This is a genomic window from Planctomycetota bacterium (assembly GCA_016207825.1).
Classification (GTDB): domain Bacteria; phylum Planctomycetota; class MHYJ01; order JACQXL01; family JACQZI01; genus JACQZI01.
The window spans coordinates 1-19,003 of the sequence record JACQZI010000019.1 but is presented as its reverse complement, the minus strand read 5'-3'; the positions used below and the strand labels follow the sequence as shown (position 1 = coordinate 19,003).

Genomic DNA, 19,003 nt, shown 5'->3' with positions numbered 1-19,003 from the left:
TGGAATTAATAAATAAGGGGCTAAAACTGAATCGCTTTACTCCGGGCGGTGCTTCTCACTTGGACTTCGTCCCCGAGAATCGGGACTCCGTTCTACTACGCAAGGATAACGGGCCCGTTTACAAGGACGTTCCGCAGTTGTATCTGTCTGTTAAAGTTTCACAGGTATAGGCAAGCTTATACGTTGATAATTTGATAAAAGGGGGCGGAGTAAAATTCGCCCCTTTCTTTTTAGGCGAAACAAAATTATCTTTACGTTTTTATGGTTCAAGTTTTGTCCAGTCCTGTTAAGAATATCAGCAATCTCTTTTCTTTTGACTAAAATTATAGTCTCTGTGCGGCAGCCTCCCCTTTAGGGATATAGGTCTCTTAAGAGTCCCTGTTAAAATAACATTAACCGCATTTCATTTGACCCGAAGCGTATTTTTAGTTAAATACTCTACTTCGTATGAATTCAAAACACTCTGTCGTTTACGGCAAGGGTTTAATCACCGACCACGATGTCTACCTCTTTAAGGAGGGCTCGCATTTCAGGTTATACGATAAACTTGGCGCTCACGTCATGAAAATAGATGAAAGTCACATTCCTTCGGATGGGACGACTGATTCATCCCCTGACTGCCGACCAGGCAGTTCGGGGCAAAGAGGGAGAGTCGCCGTCTCAGGAGTTTATTTTGCAGTGTGGGCGCCGAATGCCGAGGGCGTTTTTGTCATCGGCGATTTTAACGGATGGAATAAATCGTCACACCCCTTAGCCGTACGCTGGGATTCCTCCGGCATCTGGGAAGGCTTTATTCCGGGACTTAAGCAAGGGACTGTTTATAAATACCACATCGCAAGCAAGCACAATAACTACAAGGCGGAAAAGATGGACCCTTTTTCCTTCCACTGCGAAACGCCCCCAAAGACCGCCTCAATCGTCTGGGATATAGATTATAAATGGGACGACGCCGGCTGGATGTCCAAGCGCCATGACCATAATAAGCTCAGCGCCCCGATTTCCGTTTATGAAGTCCACCTGGGCTCCTGGCGCCGGAATCCGCAGGAAGGCTCCAGGTTACTTTCCTACCGCGAGCTTGCTCCGGATTTGGTCAAATACGTCAAGGAGATGGGGTTTACCCACGTGGAGCTTTTACCTGTCATGGAGCACCCGTTTTACGGTTCCTGGGGCTACCAATCCCTGGGCTATTTCGCGCCGACTTCGCGCTACGGCACACCGCAGGATTTTATGTATCTGGTGGATTTGCTCCACCAGAACGATATCGGGGTAATCCTGGATTGGGTGCCTTCTCATTTTCCTTCGGATGAGCATGGCCTGGTTTATTTCGACGGGACGCATCTTTACGAACACAGCAATTATAAGGAAGGCTTCCATCCGGACTGGAAAAGCTACATCTTTAATTACGGCCGCTGCGAGGTGAAGAATTTCCTCATTTCCAGCGCGCTTTTCTGGATGGATAAATACCATGCGGATGGGCTCAGGGTGGACGCGGTGGCATCCATGCTTTACCGGGATTATTCCAGGAAAGACGGTGAATGGATTCCCAACGAATTCGGCGGCAGGGAAAACCTGCAGGCAATAGATTTTATCAAGTGCCTGAACAAAACCATTTACGGTGCGTTTCCGGATGCCATAACCATCGCGGAGGAATCGACTGCCTGGCCGATGGTCACCAGGCCGACTTCGGTCGGCGGGCTTGGCTTCGGCTTAAAATGGAATATGGGCTGGATGCACGATACTCTATGCTATTTTTCCAAAGACCCGATTTACCGCAAATATCACCACAACGATTTGACCTTCAGCATGTGGTATGCCTTTACGGAGAATTTCGCATTGCCGCTTTCACACGACGAGGTGGTGCACGGGAAGGGCTCGCTTATCGGCAAGATGCCGGCGGATGATTGGCAGAAATTCGCCAACCTGAAACTCCTTTTCGGCTATCTGTTCACCCATCCGGGGAAGAAACTGCTTTTTATGGGGGATGAATTCGCCCAGCGGGATGAATGGAACCACGAGCAGAGCCTGGACTGGCATCTCCTGCAGTATTATCCGCACCAAGAGGTCAAGCGCTGGGTGGAGGATTTGAATAAGTTATATAAAAGCGAGCCGGCGCTCTATGAACTGGATTTCGAGCAGGCCGGATTCGATTGGATTGACCACATGGATATGGAACAGAGCGTCATCAGCTTCACCCGGAAAGGCACGAGCTCTGATAAGAAAATACTGGTTGCCTGCAATTTCACGCCGACTCCGCGATACCATTACCGGGTGGGCGTGCCGGAGGGCGGGTTCTGGAAAGAGATCCTAAACAGCGATTCCGGAATATACGGCGGGACGAACCACGGAAATTTCGGCGGGGTGGAGGCAAAGCAGGAGCCCGGGCATGGATTTGGCTATTCGCTTTTACTGACATTACCGCCGCTGGGTATTGTGATATTTTACCGCTGATATAAATATGTATTATTTAATTGTCATTCCCGCCCCGCTCCGCTTCGCTACGGGGACCAAAAGGGAGTCCCTGTCCCGCAAAGCGGGACATGGGGTGAAAACGGGAATCCAGTATTGTGAAAGGACTCCTGCTTTCGCAGGAGTGACAACGTGGGTGGAGCCGTGAGATATCTTTGCATACATTCGCATTTTTACCAGCCGCCCCGGGAGAATCCGTGGCTGGAGGAAGTGGAACTCCAGGAATCCGCCCTGCCTTACCATGACTGGAACGAGCGCATCACTGCGGAGTGTTACGAGGCGAACGCCTGTTCGCGGATATTGGATAACAAGGGTCTCATCACGGATATCGTCAACAATTACGTCGGGATGAGCTTTAATTTCGGCCCGACGCTCCTTTCCTGGATGGAGCGGCACGACCCGAAGGTTTACCGACTGATACAGGATTCCGACCGCTTCAGCCAGGAGAAGTTTTCCGGGCACGGCGCGGCGTTGGCCCAGGGTTATAACCATATCATCATGCCGCTGGCAAACCGGCGCGACAAGGAAACGCAGGTAATCTGGGGCATTCGGGATTTCGAATACCGTTTCGGCCGCAAGCCTGAAGGCATGTGGCTGCCGGAAACCGCGGTGAACCTGGAAACGCTGGAGATACTCGTCGAGCAGGGAATAAAATTCACCATACTGGCTCCGCACCAGGCAAAGCGCATCCGTAAAATCGGCGAGACGGCCTGGCACGATGTTAACGGCGCCAAAATAGACCCGAGGCGCTCTTATGCCTGCAGGCTGCCTTCGGGTAAAGGGATAACCTTGTTCTTCTATGACGGGCCGATAGCCCAGGAAGTCGCCTTCGGCACGCTTTTGAATAACGGGGAGGCTTTTGCCAACCGCCTGATTGGTTCGGCGCCGGAAAAGTCCGACGAGGCGCAGTTAATCAATGTGGCGACGGACGGCGAGACTTACGGACACCACCACCGCTTTGCCGATATGGCCCTGGCATATTGCCTGCATTACGTGGAATCAAAGAAGCTCGCCAAGCTGACCATCTATGGCGAATTCCTGGAAAAACATCCGCCCATGTACGAAGCGGAAATAATAGAAAACACCTCATGGAGCTGTATCCACGGGGTCGAGCGCTGGCAGAATAATTGCGGGTGCAACAGCGGCGCACATCCGGAATGGAAACAGGCCTGGAGAAATCCCTTGAGGGAGGCGATGGACGATCTGCGCGACCGCTTAAGCGATATTTACGCAAAAGACATCGCCCAATACGTGAAAAACCCCTGGGATGCCAGGAACGATTATATAGATGTGATTTTGCATAACGCGGACGGGACCGAAAACGCGATAGACGAGTTTTTCCGGAAGCACGCAATTGAAAAGCTTTCCCAGAACAAGAAGATGTTCGCGCTCAAGCTCTTGGAAATGCAGCGCCACACGATGCTCATGTATACGAGTTGCGGATGGTTCTTTGACGATATTTCCGGGATAGAAACTGTGCAGGTGATGCAGTATGCGGCAAGGGCTATCCAGTTGACCAGGGAGCTGACGGGTAAAAACTTGGAGCCCGTATTCATCAATAATTTAGCCGAGGCGAAAGGCAACCTTGCGGATTACCCGAACGGCGCCATCGTTTACGAAAAGCTGGTCCGTCCGATGGAAGCGACCTTGGTGAGCGTAGGCGCGCACTTCGCCATCATGTCCCTTTTTAATCATAATGGATTCAATGGTAACGGAAGCGGAGAAGAAACCGAGCTTTATTGTTACAATATACATAAAGAGTATCACGAAGTTTTAACAAGCGGGCGTAATAAAGTAATTCTCGGAAAAACCAGAATAAAATCCAAAATCACACTGGAAGAAACGATGGTCAATTTCGGGATGCTTTATATGGGGGAACATAACCTTTTGGGCGGGGTCAGCCTTTATATAAACGAGGAGTCGTATACGGTAATGAAGAAGGAAATAAAAAGCGCCACGATGAAAGGAAGCATTCCTGAAATTATTAATCTTATCGATAAGCATTTCCAAACGCACGATTATTCTCTAAGGCATTTGTTCAAAGATGACCAGCGCCGGATACTGGAGCAGATAGTCGCTAATACCATGAAAGATACCGAGGCGTTTTTCCAGCAGATATACGAACGCTACGATCCTTTGATGGAAATATTACGCGAGGCAAAAGTCCCGATGCCCAAGGCCTTGACGGCCATCAGCGGTTTTATTTTAAACAACGCGCTTCTTTCGGCTATGGGCAGGCACGCCTTCGGGGAAAAGACAATGGAAGACGAAGAATTGGATCTATCCAGAATGAAACAGGTCATGGAAGAGATAAAAAGGCGCCCGGTTGAGCTTGATAAGACGGCTTTAAATATAGCGGCAAACCGTGTGTTTAATCACCTGATGGAGCGGTTGATGGTGGCGCCCAGGAATGAAAAGACATTGGAAACCGTTACCGAGTTTATCAATCTGTTTACCCAGCTTTCTTTAGAGCCAGAATTGTGGCAGGCGCAGAATATTTGCTTTTTCCTGGCGCAGCAGACTTATCCGGAAATGCATAAGAAAGCAGATGCTTGGGATCCCCATGCCAGAATATGGATAAAACATTTCAAGGAATTGAGCGGTTATCTTAGAGTTCATCTTGAAGGCTCACACTAAAAGGTCAAAACAGATTGAAGCTTTAGCCTGTCACCCTCGCCCCGCACCTAAATGGCATAGAAAGATATTCGGTATTCAGTCAACCGACTGGAAACCATTTGGGTATGGGGGAAGGGCCTCTTTTTGTGCTTGAAATGAGATTCTTCACTACGCTCAGAATGACAATTAACCCGGATGTAACTTTTTATACAGCGCCCCTGCCAGATAGAACGAGCCCGTTATTACTATCAAATCTTTCTTTGATGCCAGCACCCGTGCTGTTTTTAATGCTTCCTTGCAATCAGGTTCAAGGAATATCGGGATGGATAACTTCATGTCTTTTATGTAAGGAATGAATTCTATCGGGGCAAGGAAGCGCGGGTTGTCTGCCCGGGTGAATATAACGGCGTCAGCAAGAGGTAATATAAACCCAAGTATTTTATCCGTTTCTTTATCGCGCATGATACCTAGGACAAGGATTAATTTTCGATACAGGAATTCTTCTTTGATGGTTTTAACCAGCGCCTTGATTGATACGGGATTATGCGAAGTGTCCAGAATAGTCGTAGGGCTTTTGGAGACAACCTCGATTCGAGCAGGCAGAGCGAGACTAGGCATTTTAGTTTTTAGCTCATGGTTTTTATTAGGTAAGATATATTTTAAGGCGCTTAAGGCGAGGGCAAAGTTTTCTTCCTGGTGGCGACCGTGAACCGGAAGCCTACCGGAAAATGGCGGGATAATCTTTAACGGGGATTTTTGCCTGCAGGTAACCGCGCGGATAACTTTATCTGCCTCAGGTAGTTGTTTTATAGTAAAGATTGGTGTTTTAGGCTTGATAATCCCGGCTTTTTCCCTTGCGATAGAAGAAATGGTGTTGCCTAATTTATCCATGTGGTCAAAATCTATACGGGTGATTAAGCTAAGGAGCGGATTTATGGCGTTTGTCGCATCAAGTCTTCCTCCCAGTCCGGTTTCCATTATCGCATAATCCACTTTTTCTTCCTCGAAATAACACAAGGCAAGCGTGGTCATTATCTCAAAAAATGTTGGTTTAAAGCGTTTGAGATATGGGCGAAGCTTATTCATCATATATGTAAAGGCATGGCGGGAGATGGGCGCGCCGTTTATCTGAATCCGTTCGCTTAAATCAACCAGATGTGGCGAGGTGAATAATCCGGTTTTAAACCCGCTTGCCTGAAGCAGGCGGGACAGGAAAATGGCGGTTGAGCCCTTGCCCTTGGTGCCGGCGATATGGATGGTTTTTATTTTATCCTGCGGATTGCCGAGCGCCTTTAAGAAGGCGGTGATTTTCTTAAGGTTAAACGCCTTTCTTGGAGAGTGGAATTTTACCATGCGCTCATAATCCGTAAAACGGCAAAGGTATCTGTATGCGGAACTATAATCCTTAAACGCGTTTGTTTTTAGGCTTGACATATTAAAGAGAAAAGTATATCTTATATCCGGATTAAGTCAAAATATAAATATGGAGGCATTATGCGCTATTTTATAATCGGTTTGTGTTTGGCTGGATTAATGGCCGGGTTAACCATAAGAGCCGAAGACGGGGCAAAAGAAGATAAGGAGGAAACCGCCGGCGAGATACTCCAAAAATGCGCGGATAGTTATTACGACCTGACTAAAGAAGAACTCCGTCGTTATACTTGCTTTATTAAATCTCCGGAGATCGTTAAATCCGTTAATTTGCGGAGCAAGGTGATTTTGGACAATGTCGATTATGAGCTGGCTTGGGAGCCGAATAAGCCGGTTACAGTCAAGCCCAGGGAAATCCCTCCTTATTTCGGCGAGGATGGAAGAGAAGATACCAGGATATGTGCGCAATTGATGGAATTAGCCATGAGGCAATTATTCCAGGCAGCCAACCCTGTGAATGAAGTCGTTAAAGCATTAAATTCCCTTTCAGATGAGGATAAATATGAAATGGTGTTAAGCAAGGACCTTCGTAACCTTAACAAGGTGGAAGCAATTCCCAAGAAGAAGGAAAAATCGGAAAAGAAAACACCCCGCCTGCGTGATAGGAGTAAGAAAGAGACGGAAGAAAAAAATCCATTCGAATCACTGGCTATCTGGATTAACAAGGATTATCAGATAACAAAGTTCGAGCTGCGGACAGAAAAAGAAAAATTGATTGGTACGATAACTCCCCAGAAATACAACAAATTATGGGGAATAAAACAGCTTGATATTACCAAGGCGGATAACGAAGACAATTTCCTTGATAGGATAACAATTGATTTTACTTATACTTATCAGGATAAATTCATGCTGTTTTCTTCAATGAAATTCACTATGCTGGACAGCAAAGGAAAGGTGCTTGAGAGAAGGAATGAAGTTAATCCGATAAGCGTTACTTTCAGCCAATACGAGATAGAAAAGAAGGAAAAGATAAAAGATAAGAAATAAAGGTTCGGCGGAGGCTCCCCCGAAGCTAAACCTTTCATCGGTTACAAAAACAACAAAGGGATGTAAAAGTTATTCGTGGATCACAACCTCGGTATCACCGCCGACGATATCAAAAAGCTCCTCTACTTCTTGGTTAACCAGCCTGATACAACCGTTGGTAACGGCTTTGCCGATACTTTCAGGTGCGCTGGTGCCGTGAATGCCTAATTGAGGGTTTTCCTTAAAACCCATCCAGCGCGTGCCGATGACATGGCGTGGGTCGCCGAAAGGAATCGCTTCTGTCGTGCCCTTGGTTTTATCCGTAAAATACCAGACAGGATTAACCTGGCGGCTGTCTCCCTTGATATGGAAAGTGCCTTCGGGCGTCGGGCTTTCTTTGGGATTGCCATGGGCTATTTTGTATTCCTTGATGTATTCGCCGTTTAGATATAGCGTTAATATAAAAGCGCTTTTATCCACTTCCATGCTGAATTTCCCGGTAATGACTTTCAAGGTATCGCCGGCCCTAATGTTCGATGTCTGCATATGATTGATAAGTCGTATTAAACCGCGGTATTGTTGCCCTTCGCTGTCGCTGCCTTCGGGAAGTTTATAGTTTCGGGAAATTTTCCAGATATTATCTCCGGGCTGGATTTTATAAGCGATGCTATCCGAAGGATTAATCATGCTCGAGAAGAAAAGATTGCGGTTAATAGCTTCCAGCTTGCGTTTTACATCCGCTCTTTTTTCCGCGGAGAGATTGTTTTTCAAAGCCAGGGTATAACACTTGCGCGCCTTGGCTTGCCTTTCCACTTCGTTTAACGATGCAAGGGAAAGGTAATAATCACCCAGGTCACAGGCAGCCATCTTAGCCCCGGCGCTTTCCGGATATTTTTCCACCGCGTTTTTATAGTTTTCCATCTGTTTTTCTGTTTCTGATTCATTCCTGCCTAGGGCGTAATAAGCATCTCCGCATAGCTGGCTTGAGGGAAAATCATTTACCAGGCGCTTCCAGGTTTCAACTGCCTTGGTTTTATTTTCAAGCTTATCATAACATTGCGCCAGGGTGCTTAAGATAGTGGGCTGTTCGCTTGCCGGAGCTGATTTCAGTTCTTTTTCCAGTTGACGGGAGGCGCTTTTAAACTCACCATCTTTAAAGAGTTTCATTCCATCGGTATTAACCACTTGTTCATCGTTGGCTGCAGGGGGTTGTGTGGCAACCGGAGGATTGGACGGCGGTTCCGGGGCGGCTGGTTTCTTGAAATATTTGGTGTAAACAAAATAACCCACAACAATGACAATAACCAAAAAGATAAACTTTTTCATTCTAATCCTCCTTCAATTAAAATAAAGCGGTATTATATTGTTTTATCGGGAAAAGGCAGCGCATATCTTAAGATATATTTAAGGAAATAGGTTATATAAAAACAGGGAAGTAAACTGTTTATCCATATTAATTGACAATAATTTTTATAAGTATTATCATTACGTGATTTATCTGGAGCGGTTTAAATAAATGTCCACCCGCGGTGATTTACAGAAAACAGGCCTGGTTTTTGTCATCGGTTCAACGGTCATCGCCGGGACAGGGGTAGGATATTTAATCGGCTTTTTAGGCGATAGGATATTATCAACCGGCCCTTGGCTGGCGATTGTCTTTACGATTATCGGTTTGGCGGCCGGTTTTTTACAGGCGTACCGGATGGGGCGCAAGTTTTTTAGAGAATGACAGATTATGTACGCTTTGTTTAGCTTGCTTATAGGAATTACATCAGCGATTATCCCTTTCTGGACATGGAAATTAATCCTTCCCGCTTTAATCCGCATAAAGGGCTCTAAAAATAAGCTCAGCCGCATCGCCGTGATTTTTATCCTGCTGGCTAAATTCATCTTCCTGGGCCTTTTAATTTACGGCATAACCAGATTAAGCTGGTTGGATACCCCGCATTTTGTTGTTGGTTTGGCAATCGGACCCATAATAATTACCGGAATTTTATTAACCTTTAATTTAGCAAAGGGCAAGTAAAAATGCATCCGCCGACTTTTGTAACGGCCTTGTATTATATTCTCAAGGAACATAATTTACTGCCGGATTTCCTTATGGATTCGCACCGCGGTGAGCAGCTTTTAGGATTAATCGTTTTCGCCTGGTTGATTATCATAGTTTTGACGGTAGTTTCAATCATAGCCTCGCGAAACCTTAAGAAAACACCGGGCCGGTTCCAATCCGCTTTTGAAGTCATCGTAGAAAAACTGGCTAATTTGCTGGATTCGTTAATCGGGCACGGCGGGCGCAAATACCTGCCCGTTTTAGGAACGGTTTTTGTATTTATTTTCTGCCTTAATTTAATGGGTTTAATCCCCGGTATGATGTCGCCTACGGCTAACTGGAATATGACCATTGCACTGGCCGTCGCCGTAATAATTTATGTCCAGGCAGTGGCTATCAGGGCGCACGGTATCCTCGGATATCTTAAGCATTTTGCCGGGTCGCCTAAGGGCGCGATTATGTGGGCGTTGGCCCCTCTCATGTTTCCCATCCATCTTCTGGGAGAATTGATAAAACCGGTTTCGCTTTCTTTGCGTCTTTTCGGGAATATTTCTGGGGAGGATATGATAATTTTATCTATTGTCGGGCTGGTCAAAAACGCCGGGCTTTTTGCCCCATTCCCTTTCATTTTGCTGATGATAATGTTTTTGTTGGCGGTGTTTACCTCATTCCTACAGGCCTTCATATTTACGGCGTTGACCTGTATTTATATTATGATTTTAACGGCTCACGAAGAAGAGAGCCATTGATTTAAAGTTTATAACAGACGAAGGGGGGTGAGAAGGAGTGGATTGGAATATTGGACTTTTGGGATTAAGCATCGGATTAGGAATGGCTTTAGCGGCCCTTGCCGGGGCGTTTGGTCAGGCAAAGGCAATCAGCAGCGCGGTGGAATCCATCGCCCGCCAGCCCGAAGCAGGCGGCCGTATCTTCACGGCCTTGATTATCGGCTTGGCCCTGATTGAAACGCTGGTCATTTATACCCTGCTTGTTACCGGTATCTTCCTTAAGGGAAACCTTGATGATGTAATCAAGGCGAAATACGGGGTGGAAAAAGTTAATGCCATGCAAGCCGAGGATGGTTATCTTAAAGCAAAAGGGGCAGGGCATTAAATAATAAGCATAGAGCGTAGGGCACATCCCGGCACAAGGCGCCGGATAATCCCTACGCTATAAGCTCTACGCTCTTTGCTACAGAGAGGAGGCTATGGATACTTTTTTACAGATGATGGGAGCCCAATGGCAGGTGATTCTCATTTTGACTATCAGTTTCATATTCCTGGTCCTTGTTTTAAGCAAGTTCCTTTTTAAGCCGGTGCTTAAATACCTGGATGAAAGGAACAACGAAATCAAAGAGACTTACCAGGGAATCGAGAAAAGCAAGGAAGAAATTTCCACGTTGAAGGATAAATACCAGGCGGAACTGAAGAAAATCGAAAAGACGGCTTACGATAAAATGCAGGAAGCCATCAAGGAAGGCTTGGCCGCCAAGACGGAAATAATCTCCGAAGCCCACGCCCAGGCGGATAAAATTTTGCAGAAAGCCGCGGAAGAAATCGCGCAGGAAACTAAAAAAGCTTTGGTGGAACTCAAAAAAGAAGTGGTAAACCTTTCTTTCCAGACTACCGCCAAGATTATCGGAAACACCATGGACGAGAAAATCCATCACCAGCTGGCGGAAAAGTTTATGGATGAAATTCCCGGGAAGAAATAAGAAACATGCTTATTGATATAGTCGCCAAACGTTATGCCGTAGCCGTGTTTAACATGGCCAGGGCGAAGAGCCTTATCAAAGAGATAAAAGACGAGCTCGAATATCTCGGCGAATCGTATAATGCGGTGGGCAAGTTAAAGCTGGTGCTTAATAACCCTTTAATAAACGCCAAAAACAAGTATGAGCTGCTGAATAAAATTACAAATGGTTCTTTGTCGCCGCTGTGCGGAAAATTCATGGAATTGCTTATCAGGAAACGGCGCATGGAATACCTGCCGGATATTATTACTACCTACAAGTTTCTTTTGGACCAATATAATGGAGTCGTCCGGGTTAATGTGAGGTCTTTTGCCGCGTTGACTTCTTCTGAAGAGGAAAAAATAAAGAAACGATTGGGCTGGATTAATGCCGGGGAAATTATCTTGGAAACGAGCATAGATAAAACGACTTTGGGCGGAATAATATTGCAAATAGATGATATGGTCATTGACGGAAGCGTAAAAAGCCGTTTGCATGACCTAAAAACTCACATGCTCAGCCGGATTGAGCAGGGAAAACTGAGTAATATAGACGTCTTGTAAACCGTATGGAAAAAGCATTGGATTTTTTTATAGTAAATGCGGAATCGCTTTCCTATTTTGCGGTTAGCGCGGCGTTATTGCTGACATCGTTCGGATTTCCTTTGCCGGAAGATATTTTCCTCTTGGCGGGCGGTTTTATCGCGGCGGAAACCACGGCGAATATATATATTATGATAGCTGTTACCATGAGTTCAATTTTAATCGGTGATTTGATAGTTTACTGGCTTGGTTACCATTTCGGGAAGACGCTTTTCAGCATGAGGCTTTTCTCCTGGATTTTTACCCCCCGACGGCAGGAGCGCATCGGCCATTTTTACGCCAAATACGGGCGTATAACCATTTTCTTAGGGCGGTTTGCCGCGGGATTGAGATTCGGGATATACGCCCTTGCCGGAGCGTATCGCATGAAAGTAAGCAGATTTTTCGTAATGGATTTCCTGGCCGCCCTGATAAGCGTTCCCTTTTTGGTTTGGGTTGGTTATTATTTCAGCGCCCATATAAAAGCGATTGCTTTCTTTATCTCTGATGTTAAAATAGTGCTTTTTATTGCTGTTGTTGTCGCGGTGCTTTTCATTATCGTATATCGGCGTATAAAACGCGCTAAGCAAGTTATACTAACTGCTGGCAATGACGGCAAGATATAGACATAAGCGTTCTGAAAGGAGATCGATTATATGAAACTTAAACCGGAAGAAATCAGTTCTATTCTCCAGAAAGAAATTTCCAAATATGAAAGCGCCCTTAAAATGGAAAACGTAGGGACCGTGCTTCAAGTGGGCGACGGTATTGCCCGTGTTTACGGGTTGGAAAAAGTTATGTCCTCCGAGCTGGTTGAATTTATCCCGTCAGGCGGCAGCAAGGAAAACAGGGAGTCTATTTACGGAATGGCGCTTAATCTGGAAGAAGACAGCGTTGGTTGCGTGGTTTTGGGTGATGATACTATTATCCGTGAAGGTGACCAGGTTAAATGCACGGGGCGTGTGATGGAAATACCGGTCGGGGAAGCGCTTATCGGCCGGGTAGTTGATGCGCTTGGCCAGCCGCTTGATGGCAAAGGCCCGATTGTCACCGAGCATCGCTATCCGCTTGAAGGCGGGTCTCCTAATGTCGTCCAGCGCCAGCCGGTGAAAGAGCCGCTCCAGACCGGATGGAAAGCGATTGATTCAATGATCCCAATCGGCCGCGGCCAGCGCGAGCTTATTATCGGCGACCGCCAAACCGGCAAGACCGCTTTGACTATTGATACTATTTTTAACCAGAAAGACGGCGATGTGGTTTGTATTTATGTCGCCATCGGGCAAAAAGCTTCGACCATTGCGTCAATTGTCAATACCTTTGAAAAATACGGAGCGATGAAATACACCACGGTCGTGGCGGCCAGCGCCAGCGACCCGGCTCCGCTTCTTTATATCGCGCCTTATGCCGGATGCGCTATGGGCGAATACCTGCGCGATAAAGGCAAGCATGCCCTGGTTATCTATGACGATCTTTCCAAGCATGCCCAGGCTTACCGCCAGCTATCTTTGCTCCTGCGGCGCCCGCCCGGACGCGAGGCTTACCCGGGTGATATTTTCAACCTGCATTCAAGGCTGCTTGAAAGAGCGGCGAAATTATCCGCGGAATTGGGCGGAGGCTCTTTGACCGCTTTGCCGATTGTCGAAACCCAGGCCGGCGACGTTTCCGGTTATATCCCGACAAACGTTATTTCCATCACCGACGGCCAGATATATCTTGACCCGGACCTTTTCTACGCGGGCGTTCGGCCGGCCATCAACGTCGGCATTTCCGTATCGCGCGTCGGCGGCTCGGCGCAGATTCCGGCCATGAAGCAGATTGCCGGAAAATTAAAACTGGACCTTGCCCAATACAGGGAGCTGGCCGCTTTTTCCCAGTTCGCCTCGGACTTGGACAAAGCCACCCAGGCACAGCTTACCCGTGGAGAGCGCCTGGTGGAAATACTCAAACAGCCTCAGTACCAGCCCATGCCGGTTGAAGACCAGATTGTTATAATCTTCGCCGGGACGAACGGATATCTTGATAATCTTCCGATGAATGAAGTTACACCTTTTATAAACGGGCTGGACCTCTTTATTAAAGAAAAGCATCCCGGCATCAGGGAAGCCATCAGGAAAACCAAGAAACTGGAGGAGCAGACGGTTAATAATATCAAAAAAGCGATTGATGAATACAGCCAAACTCTTAAAAAGTAAAATATGCTCGGAATAAGAAAAATAAAGCGGAAAATCAGAAGCGTAAACAATATTAAAAAGATTACGCGGGCGATGGAGATGGTTTCCGCTTCCAAGCTTAAAAAAGCGCAGGAAAAGCTGAACGCCATCCGTCCCTTTTCCGCTAAGTTACAGTCTATTATGGATAATATTCTAGCCACACTGCCGCCAGAGCTTATGACGCATAAATTATTACATCGGGAGACTGCCGAAAACAGGATTGTAAGCCGCATCGGGCTTGTTGCCATCGCTTCCGGAAAGGGCCTTTGCGGCGGATATAATGCCAATCTCTTAAGGACCGTTTCCCGCTTTATGAATGAAAATGCCAACGCCATTTTCAAGATTACGGCAATAGGCAAAAAAACAATGGATTATTTTCAAAAGACAAATCGCAATGTTTTTAAATCCTATCATCAGATACCGCCTAATATAGATTCCGGCATGTCCCGCGAGATTATCACCCCATTTATGCGGGATTTCGAAAAAGGGGCGATTGATGAAGTGTGGATTGTTTATACGGAATACGTCAACGCTATGGTTTACCGCCCGAAAGTAATGCGCTTAGTACCGTTTTTGTCGGAAGGCGCGAATGGGAAAAAATCTAAAGAGACGAAGCCGCAATTAGCCCCCTACGGGGACTCCCTATCACCCCGACGTAACGGTGGAGAACAGTGGAGCGGGGGAATGGGGTATCTTTTTGAGCCTGACCCAAATGCAATGTTGGATGTCCTGGTCCCGCGCTATATTGAAATGACTTTCTACCGGTTGCTGTTGGATGCTTTATCCAGCGAACACAGTGCGCGGATGATTGCAATGCGCAACGCAACCGATAATGCCAATGAAGTGATGGATGAATTAACTTTAATATTTAATAAAGCGCGCCAGTCAAGTATTACCAAGGAATTGCTTGATATCGTCAGCGGCGCTGAAGCTATGAAATAAATGCGTTTAATGAAGGAGTTGAATAATGGATAATATCAACAAGGGGAAAGTCGTTCAGATTATCGGTCCGGTTGTGGATATCAGCTTTGCCGAAGGCAAATTGCCCACGATTTATAATTCACTGAAGCTTACCGACCCTAAAAACAAGAAAATCATTACTCTGGAAGTTGCACAGCACCTGGGCAATAATACCATCCGGGCGATTTCTTTAGCTTCTACCGACGGTCTTATCCGCGGGATGGAAGTGATTGATACCGGCGCGCCGATTACCATACCGGTCGGGCGTCCTGCCCTGGGCAGGATTTTTAACCTGCTCGGCGAAACGATAGATGGGCAGGGAGATGTGAAAACAGATATGAATTATCCAATTCACCGCCATCCGCCTACACTGGCAGAGCAATCTACGGAAATAGAAGTATTCGAAACCGGCCTTAAGGTTATCGATCTCCTGGCGCCGTATCCAAAGGGCGGAAAAGTCGGGCTTTTCGGAGGCGCCGGCGTCGGCAAAACCGTATTGATTACCGAGCTTATCCGCAATATCGCCACCGAGCACGGCGGTTTTTCCGTATTCGGCGGAGTGGGTGAAAGGACGCGTGAAGGAAACGATTTATGGCTGGAAATGAAAAGTTCCGGCGTCCTTGCCAAAACCGTCATGGTTTTCGGGCAGATGAACGAACCCCCCGGCGCGCGTTTAAGGGTCGGCTTGACCGCCTTAACCATGGCGGAATATTTCCGCGACCAGGAAGGGCAGGATGTCCTCTTGTTTATCGATAACATATTTCGTTTTACCCAGGCAGGCTCGGAGGTTTCCGCGCTTCTTGGGCGCATGCCCTCGGCTGTCGGCTACCAGCCGAACCTGGCTACGGAAATGGCAGAACTCCAGGAACGCATCACTTCCACCAAGAAAGGTTCCATTACATCTATACAAGCTATTTACGTGCCGGCTGATGACCTGACCGACCCGGCTCCGGCAACTACTTTCGCGCACCTGGATGCCACAACGAATCTTTCCAGGCAGATTTCCGAACTGGGAATTTATCCGGCGGTTGACCCGCTGGATTCGACTTCAAAACTTCTTGACGCAAGAATCATAGGAAAAGAACATTATACCACGGCGCGCGAGGTGCAGAGGATTCTCCAGAGATATAAAGATTTGCAGGATATCATCGCTATTCTGGGTATGGAAGAACTTTCCGATGATGATAAAAAAATAGTCGCCCGCGCCCGCCGCATCCAGAAATTTCTTTCCCAGCCGTTCCACGTGGCGGAGGCATTTACCGGAATACCGGGGAAATACGTTCCGCTTAAAGATACCATCAGGAGTTTTAAAGAATTGCTGGAAGGAAAATACGATACACTGCCTGAACAGGCGTTTTTCATGGTCGGGACGATAGATGATGCCGTGGAGAAAGCCAAAACTATAACCACGGATTAAAGGAGGTTGCTTGCAGTGGAAGCGAAAGAAATCGGTAAAGTAGAGCACTATTTTGGCAAAATTGGCGTGGCGGCGATTAGGATTACCTCCGGGCCGCTTAATGTGGGAGATACTATCCACGTAAAAGGACATACGACCAACCTGACCCAAAAGGTTGATTCTATGCAGGCGGAAAATAAATCTGTCCAGAAAGCGAATAATGGAGATGGGATTGGCATCAAGGTGAAAGCCCATGTCCGTGATAATGATGTTATTTATAAGGTAATAGAATGAAAAGTTTTGAGATAGAAATAATTACCCCGGAAAAAATGGTTTTTAAGGGCTCGGCGCAGTCGCTTATCGTCCCTGCCCATAAAGGTTATTTGGGCGTTTTGGTTGGCCATGCCCCGTTTATCGCGGCGCTTAACGCCGGAAAGGTGACTGTTCGACCGGATGGACAAAAGGATGAACATGTGTTTACCATAACAGGCGGCATGATGGAAACAACCCCGACTAAAACCACCATTTTGGCTGATTCGGTGGAATAACTTGATTGCACCGCAAAGGCGCAAAGTAAGTTAATTAGTTAATTTGAAAATCAAGCGGTTAAATGAATAAACTGACCGAAATTCTCGCCAATATATTTGAAGGAAAACTCATCAGCCATGAAGACGCCAAGTGGCTTGTTTCCAGGGAGTGCGACCTATGGAATATGCTCCACGGTGCGAACACCCTCCGTACGCATTTTAAAGGTGATAAAGTAAATCTCTGCTCCATTATCAATGCCAAAAGCGGCTCCTGCGCCGAAGACTGCAAGTTCTGCGCGCAGTCAAGCCATCATTCAGCCGAAGCGAAAATATACCCCTTGGTCAGCGCGGAGGAGATAAAAAAAGGATATAAACGCTCCGCGGAAATCGGCGCGCACGGATTCAGCATCGTCACCAGCGGAAACGAACTGACCGGAAAGGAAATCAATGCTATCTGTAAAGTCTCCACGGAGATTTCCTCAAATCCCAAATCCCAAACTACAAATTCAAAATCTATCCCATATCTTTGCGGATCGCTGGGCAGGCTTTCCGTTGCCAATGCCAAAAAGCTTAAAGACGCCGGCATGATTAAATGCCATCATAACCTGGAAACATCCCGCAGGTTCTTTTCCCATGTATGCTCTTCTCATACTTATGATGAGCGCATAGAAACTATAAAGAGCCTTAAAAAAGCCGGATTAAAAGTCTGCAGCGGCGGAATCTTTGGCATGGGCGAAACCTGGGAAGACCGGATTGATATGGCATTGACTTTGCGGGAACTGGAAGTGGATTCGGTCCCCCTGAATTTCCTTATCCCGATAAAGGGCACCATGCTTGAGGGTGCGAAACTGCTCACCCCGCAAGAGATTTTACGCACCATTGCCATCTTCCGTTATGTTATGCCCAAACAGAATATCAGGATTTGCGCAGGGCGCGAAAAGAACCTGCGCGATATGCAGTCGTGGATATTCTATGCCGGCGCGGACGGGATGATGATAGGCGGTTATCTTACCCAGCCGGGCCGTTCGGTTGAAGAAGACCTGCAGATGATAAAGGACCTTGGACTGAGCATTAGCAAATGAAAATATTCGGATACATACTTTACATCACCCTGTGGCTGGTGCTTATCGCATCGGGAACACAGCCCTTTGACCGGCTGACCTGGGTAATGGAGGTCTTCTGGGTCTTCGGCGGATTAATCGTTTTTGCCGCCCTCTATCTTAAAAATATAAAGCTGACGCCTTTACTGGGCATATTATTATTTATCCACGCCCTGATTCTCATCTACGGAGGGCATTACACTTACGAAAGGGTCCCGCTTGGATTCTGGATGCAGGATTGGTTCGGTTTTATCAGGAACAATTACGACCGCATCGGACACTTTGCCCAGGGCTTTATCCCGGCAATCCTTTTCCGGGAGATATTTGCCAGGAACAAGGCGATAAACGGATTCCGGTGGTTGACGATAGTTGTATTTGCCTCGTGTGTGGCGTTCAGCGCGCTCTTTGAACTTCTGGAATTCGCTTCAGCCATGGTCTTGGGAAGCGGGGTGGATAATTACCTCGGGAGCCAGGGGGATATCTGGGATGCCCAATGGGATATGCTTTATTGTGCTATAGGCAGTATCATATCGCTCGCTTTATTTTCCAAGATTCACGACCGGCAGCTCAATCGCTAATTAACCAATTCATTAACGAAGCAAAGCGCGGAACGATAGTGGAGTCCCGACCTAATCGGGAACGCCCCTGTAATGTAACGAAGCGGGATAATTCCTTAATTTATTGCCATATCTTCTGTCCATTTATATAAGCAGGAACTCTTATCCATCGGTGATAGTCACCACGTTTTGTAAGTGGTTATTTATAAGAGTTATAAGCCATCATTTTAGGAAAATGCCGTTTTAAAAACCCTACCCTCCCCAAGCGAGAGTCCCAGTATTCCATAGCGAAGATGCCCGGATACCCAAGCGAATAACTCCCCATACCCAATAAATGCATTCCCCTTACCATTGTAATATATCCTCCTCAGCGTATAGAATATTTCTCCTGACCGTATGAAGCCTATC

General features: G+C 46.9%; 19 protein-coding genes. 17 read left to right on the top strand and 2 right to left on the bottom strand.

The genetic code is table 11. The annotated features are described in order from the left end of the window. Positions 1-447: 447 nt before the first annotated feature. Both glgB and HY811_07965 read left to right on the top strand, forming a co-directional pair. The gene (gene glgB, locus HY811_07970) at positions 448-2,448 is read left to right on the top strand and encodes a 1,4-alpha-glucan branching protein GlgB (GenBank protein ID MBI4834736.1); all 2,001 of its coding nucleotides are present in this window, start codon (positions 448-450) and stop codon (positions 2,446-2,448) included. 162 nt (positions 2,449-2,610) lie between these two features. Beyond that, positions 2,611-5,103, top strand: coding sequence for a DUF3536 domain-containing protein (locus HY811_07965; protein MBI4834735.1), 2,493 nt, complete (start codon positions 2,611-2,613; stop codon positions 5,101-5,103). Positions 5,104-5,268: 165 nt separating this feature from the next. On the opposite strand, the gene HY811_07960 is transcribed toward HY811_07965, so the two are convergent. Further along, the gene (locus HY811_07960; GenBank protein MBI4834734.1) at positions 5,269-6,435 is read right to left on the bottom strand and encodes a bifunctional folylpolyglutamate synthase/dihydrofolate synthase; all 1,167 of its coding nucleotides are present in this window, start codon (positions 6,433-6,435) and stop codon (positions 5,269-5,271) included. Between the two features lie 141 nt (positions 6,436-6,576). Here HY811_07960 and HY811_07955 point away from each other — a divergent pair, with 141 nt between their 5' ends. After that, positions 6,577-7,503 (top strand): hypothetical protein, encoded by a 927-nt coding sequence (locus HY811_07955; GenBank protein ID MBI4834733.1) that lies wholly within the window; start codon positions 6,577-6,579, stop codon positions 7,501-7,503. Positions 7,504-7,572: 69 nt separating this feature from the next. Here the strand turns inward: HY811_07955 and HY811_07950 are convergent, their stop codons facing one another. Further along, on the bottom strand, positions 7,573-8,808 hold the full coding sequence (locus HY811_07950; protein MBI4834732.1) for a L,D-transpeptidase family protein: 1,236 nt from the start codon (positions 8,806-8,808) through the stop codon (positions 7,573-7,575). 190 nt (positions 8,809-8,998) lie between these two features. Here HY811_07950 and HY811_07945 point away from each other — a divergent pair, with 190 nt between their 5' ends. The 14 genes from HY811_07945 (at position 8,999) to HY811_07880 (ending at position 18,616) form a co-directional block, all read left to right on the top strand. Beyond that, positions 8,999-9,211, top strand: a complete 213-nt coding sequence (locus tag HY811_07945) for an AtpZ/AtpI family protein (GenBank protein ID MBI4834731.1) — start codon at positions 8,999-9,001, stop codon at positions 9,209-9,211. A 6-nt stretch (positions 9,212-9,217) separates the two neighbouring features. Further along, the gene (locus HY811_07940) at positions 9,218-9,508 is read left to right on the top strand and encodes a hypothetical protein (GenBank protein MBI4834730.1); all 291 of its coding nucleotides are present in this window, start codon (positions 9,218-9,220) and stop codon (positions 9,506-9,508) included. Between the two features lie 2 nt (positions 9,509-9,510). Further along, on the top strand, positions 9,511-10,281 hold the full coding sequence (gene atpB, locus HY811_07935) for a F0F1 ATP synthase subunit A (GenBank protein MBI4834729.1): 771 nt from the start codon (positions 9,511-9,513) through the stop codon (positions 10,279-10,281). An 82-nt stretch (positions 10,282-10,363) separates the two neighbouring features. Then, a complete protein-coding gene (locus tag HY811_07930) occupies positions 10,364-10,645 on the top strand; it encodes an ATP synthase F0 subunit C (GenBank protein ID MBI4834728.1) in 282 nt (93 codons plus the stop codon). Between the two features lie 94 nt (positions 10,646-10,739). After that, positions 10,740-11,246, top strand: a complete 507-nt coding sequence (gene atpF, locus HY811_07925) for a F0F1 ATP synthase subunit B (protein MBI4834727.1) — start codon at positions 10,740-10,742, stop codon at positions 11,244-11,246. 5 nt (positions 11,247-11,251) lie between these two features. Continuing rightward, entirely contained in the window at positions 11,252-11,827 is a 576-nt protein-coding gene (gene atpH / locus HY811_07920; GenBank protein MBI4834726.1) for an ATP synthase F1 subunit delta, read from the top strand. A gap of 5 nt (positions 11,828-11,832) precedes the next feature. Further along, entirely contained in the window at positions 11,833-12,471 is a 639-nt protein-coding gene (locus tag HY811_07915) for a DedA family protein (protein MBI4834725.1), read from the top strand. Positions 12,472-12,501: 30 nt separating this feature from the next. Beyond that, complete coding sequence (locus HY811_07910) at positions 12,502-14,037, top strand: F0F1 ATP synthase subunit alpha (GenBank protein MBI4834724.1); 1,536 nt, start codon at positions 12,502-12,504, stop codon at positions 14,035-14,037. A gap of 3 nt (positions 14,038-14,040) precedes the next feature. Further along, positions 14,041-14,997, top strand: a complete 957-nt coding sequence (gene atpG / locus HY811_07905; protein MBI4834723.1) for an ATP synthase F1 subunit gamma — start codon at positions 14,041-14,043, stop codon at positions 14,995-14,997. Positions 14,998-15,031: 34 nt separating this feature from the next. Continuing rightward, complete coding sequence (gene atpD, locus HY811_07900) at positions 15,032-16,432, top strand: F0F1 ATP synthase subunit beta (protein MBI4834722.1); 1,401 nt, start codon at positions 15,032-15,034, stop codon at positions 16,430-16,432. A 6-nt stretch (positions 16,433-16,438) separates the two neighbouring features. Continuing rightward, complete coding sequence (locus HY811_07895) at positions 16,439-16,705, top strand: translation elongation factor-like protein (protein ID MBI4834721.1); 267 nt, start codon at positions 16,439-16,441, stop codon at positions 16,703-16,705. After that, positions 16,702-16,959: an ATP synthase F1 subunit epsilon gene (gene atpC, locus HY811_07890; GenBank protein MBI4834720.1), complete on the top strand. Its 258-nt coding sequence runs from the start codon at positions 16,702-16,704 to the stop codon at positions 16,957-16,959. The genes HY811_07895 and atpC overlap by 4 nt, the downstream gene beginning before the upstream one ends. A 62-nt stretch (positions 16,960-17,021) precedes the next feature. Beyond that, complete coding sequence (gene bioB, locus HY811_07885; protein ID MBI4834719.1) at positions 17,022-18,020, top strand: biotin synthase BioB; 999 nt, start codon at positions 17,022-17,024, stop codon at positions 18,018-18,020. Beyond that, positions 18,017-18,616 carry a DUF2238 domain-containing protein gene (locus HY811_07880; protein MBI4834718.1) on the top strand — a complete coding sequence of 200 codons (600 nt, stop codon included), beginning with the start codon at positions 18,017-18,019 and terminating at the stop codon, positions 18,614-18,616. The genes bioB and HY811_07880 overlap by 4 nt, the downstream gene beginning before the upstream one ends. The last annotated feature ends 387 nt before the right edge of the window (positions 18,617-19,003 follow it).

What these genes read in the sequence shown, in the direction of transcription:
- atpC (MBI4834720.1), top strand. Translation starts at nt 16,702, where the DNA reads ATGAAAAGTTTTGAGATAGAAATAATTACCCCGGAAAAAATGGTTTTT.
- HY811_07960 (MBI4834734.1), bottom strand. Translation starts at nt 6,435, where the DNA reads ATGGTAAAATTCCACTCTCCAAGAAAGGCGTTTAACCTTAAGAAAATC.
- bioB (MBI4834719.1), top strand. Translation starts at nt 17,022, where the DNA reads ATGAATAAACTGACCGAAATTCTCGCCAATATATTTGAAGGAAAACTC.
- HY811_07955 (MBI4834733.1), top strand. Translation starts at nt 6,577, where the DNA reads ATGCGCTATTTTATAATCGGTTTGTGTTTGGCTGGATTAATGGCCGGG.
- HY811_07915 (MBI4834725.1), top strand. Translation starts at nt 11,833, where the DNA reads ATGGAAAAAGCATTGGATTTTTTTATAGTAAATGCGGAATCGCTTTCC.
- HY811_07910 (MBI4834724.1), top strand. Translation starts at nt 12,502, where the DNA reads ATGAAACTTAAACCGGAAGAAATCAGTTCTATTCTCCAGAAAGAAATT.
- HY811_07950 (MBI4834732.1), bottom strand. Translation starts at nt 8,808, where the DNA reads ATGAAAAAGTTTATCTTTTTGGTTATTGTCATTGTTGTGGGTTATTTT.
- HY811_07880 (MBI4834718.1), top strand. Translation starts at nt 18,017, where the DNA reads ATGAAAATATTCGGATACATACTTTACATCACCCTGTGGCTGGTGCTT.
- HY811_07945 (MBI4834731.1), top strand. Translation starts at nt 8,999, where the DNA reads ATGTCCACCCGCGGTGATTTACAGAAAACAGGCCTGGTTTTTGTCATC.
- HY811_07940 (MBI4834730.1), top strand. Translation starts at nt 9,218, where the DNA reads ATGTACGCTTTGTTTAGCTTGCTTATAGGAATTACATCAGCGATTATC.
- atpG (MBI4834723.1), top strand. Translation starts at nt 14,041, where the DNA reads ATGCTCGGAATAAGAAAAATAAAGCGGAAAATCAGAAGCGTAAACAAT.
- glgB (MBI4834736.1), top strand. Translation starts at nt 448, where the DNA reads ATGAATTCAAAACACTCTGTCGTTTACGGCAAGGGTTTAATCACCGAC.
- atpH (MBI4834726.1), top strand. Translation starts at nt 11,252, where the DNA reads ATGCTTATTGATATAGTCGCCAAACGTTATGCCGTAGCCGTGTTTAAC.
- HY811_07930 (MBI4834728.1), top strand. Translation starts at nt 10,364, where the DNA reads ATGGCTTTAGCGGCCCTTGCCGGGGCGTTTGGTCAGGCAAAGGCAATC.
- atpF (MBI4834727.1), top strand. Translation starts at nt 10,740, where the DNA reads ATGGATACTTTTTTACAGATGATGGGAGCCCAATGGCAGGTGATTCTC.
- atpB (MBI4834729.1), top strand. Translation starts at nt 9,511, where the DNA reads ATGCATCCGCCGACTTTTGTAACGGCCTTGTATTATATTCTCAAGGAA.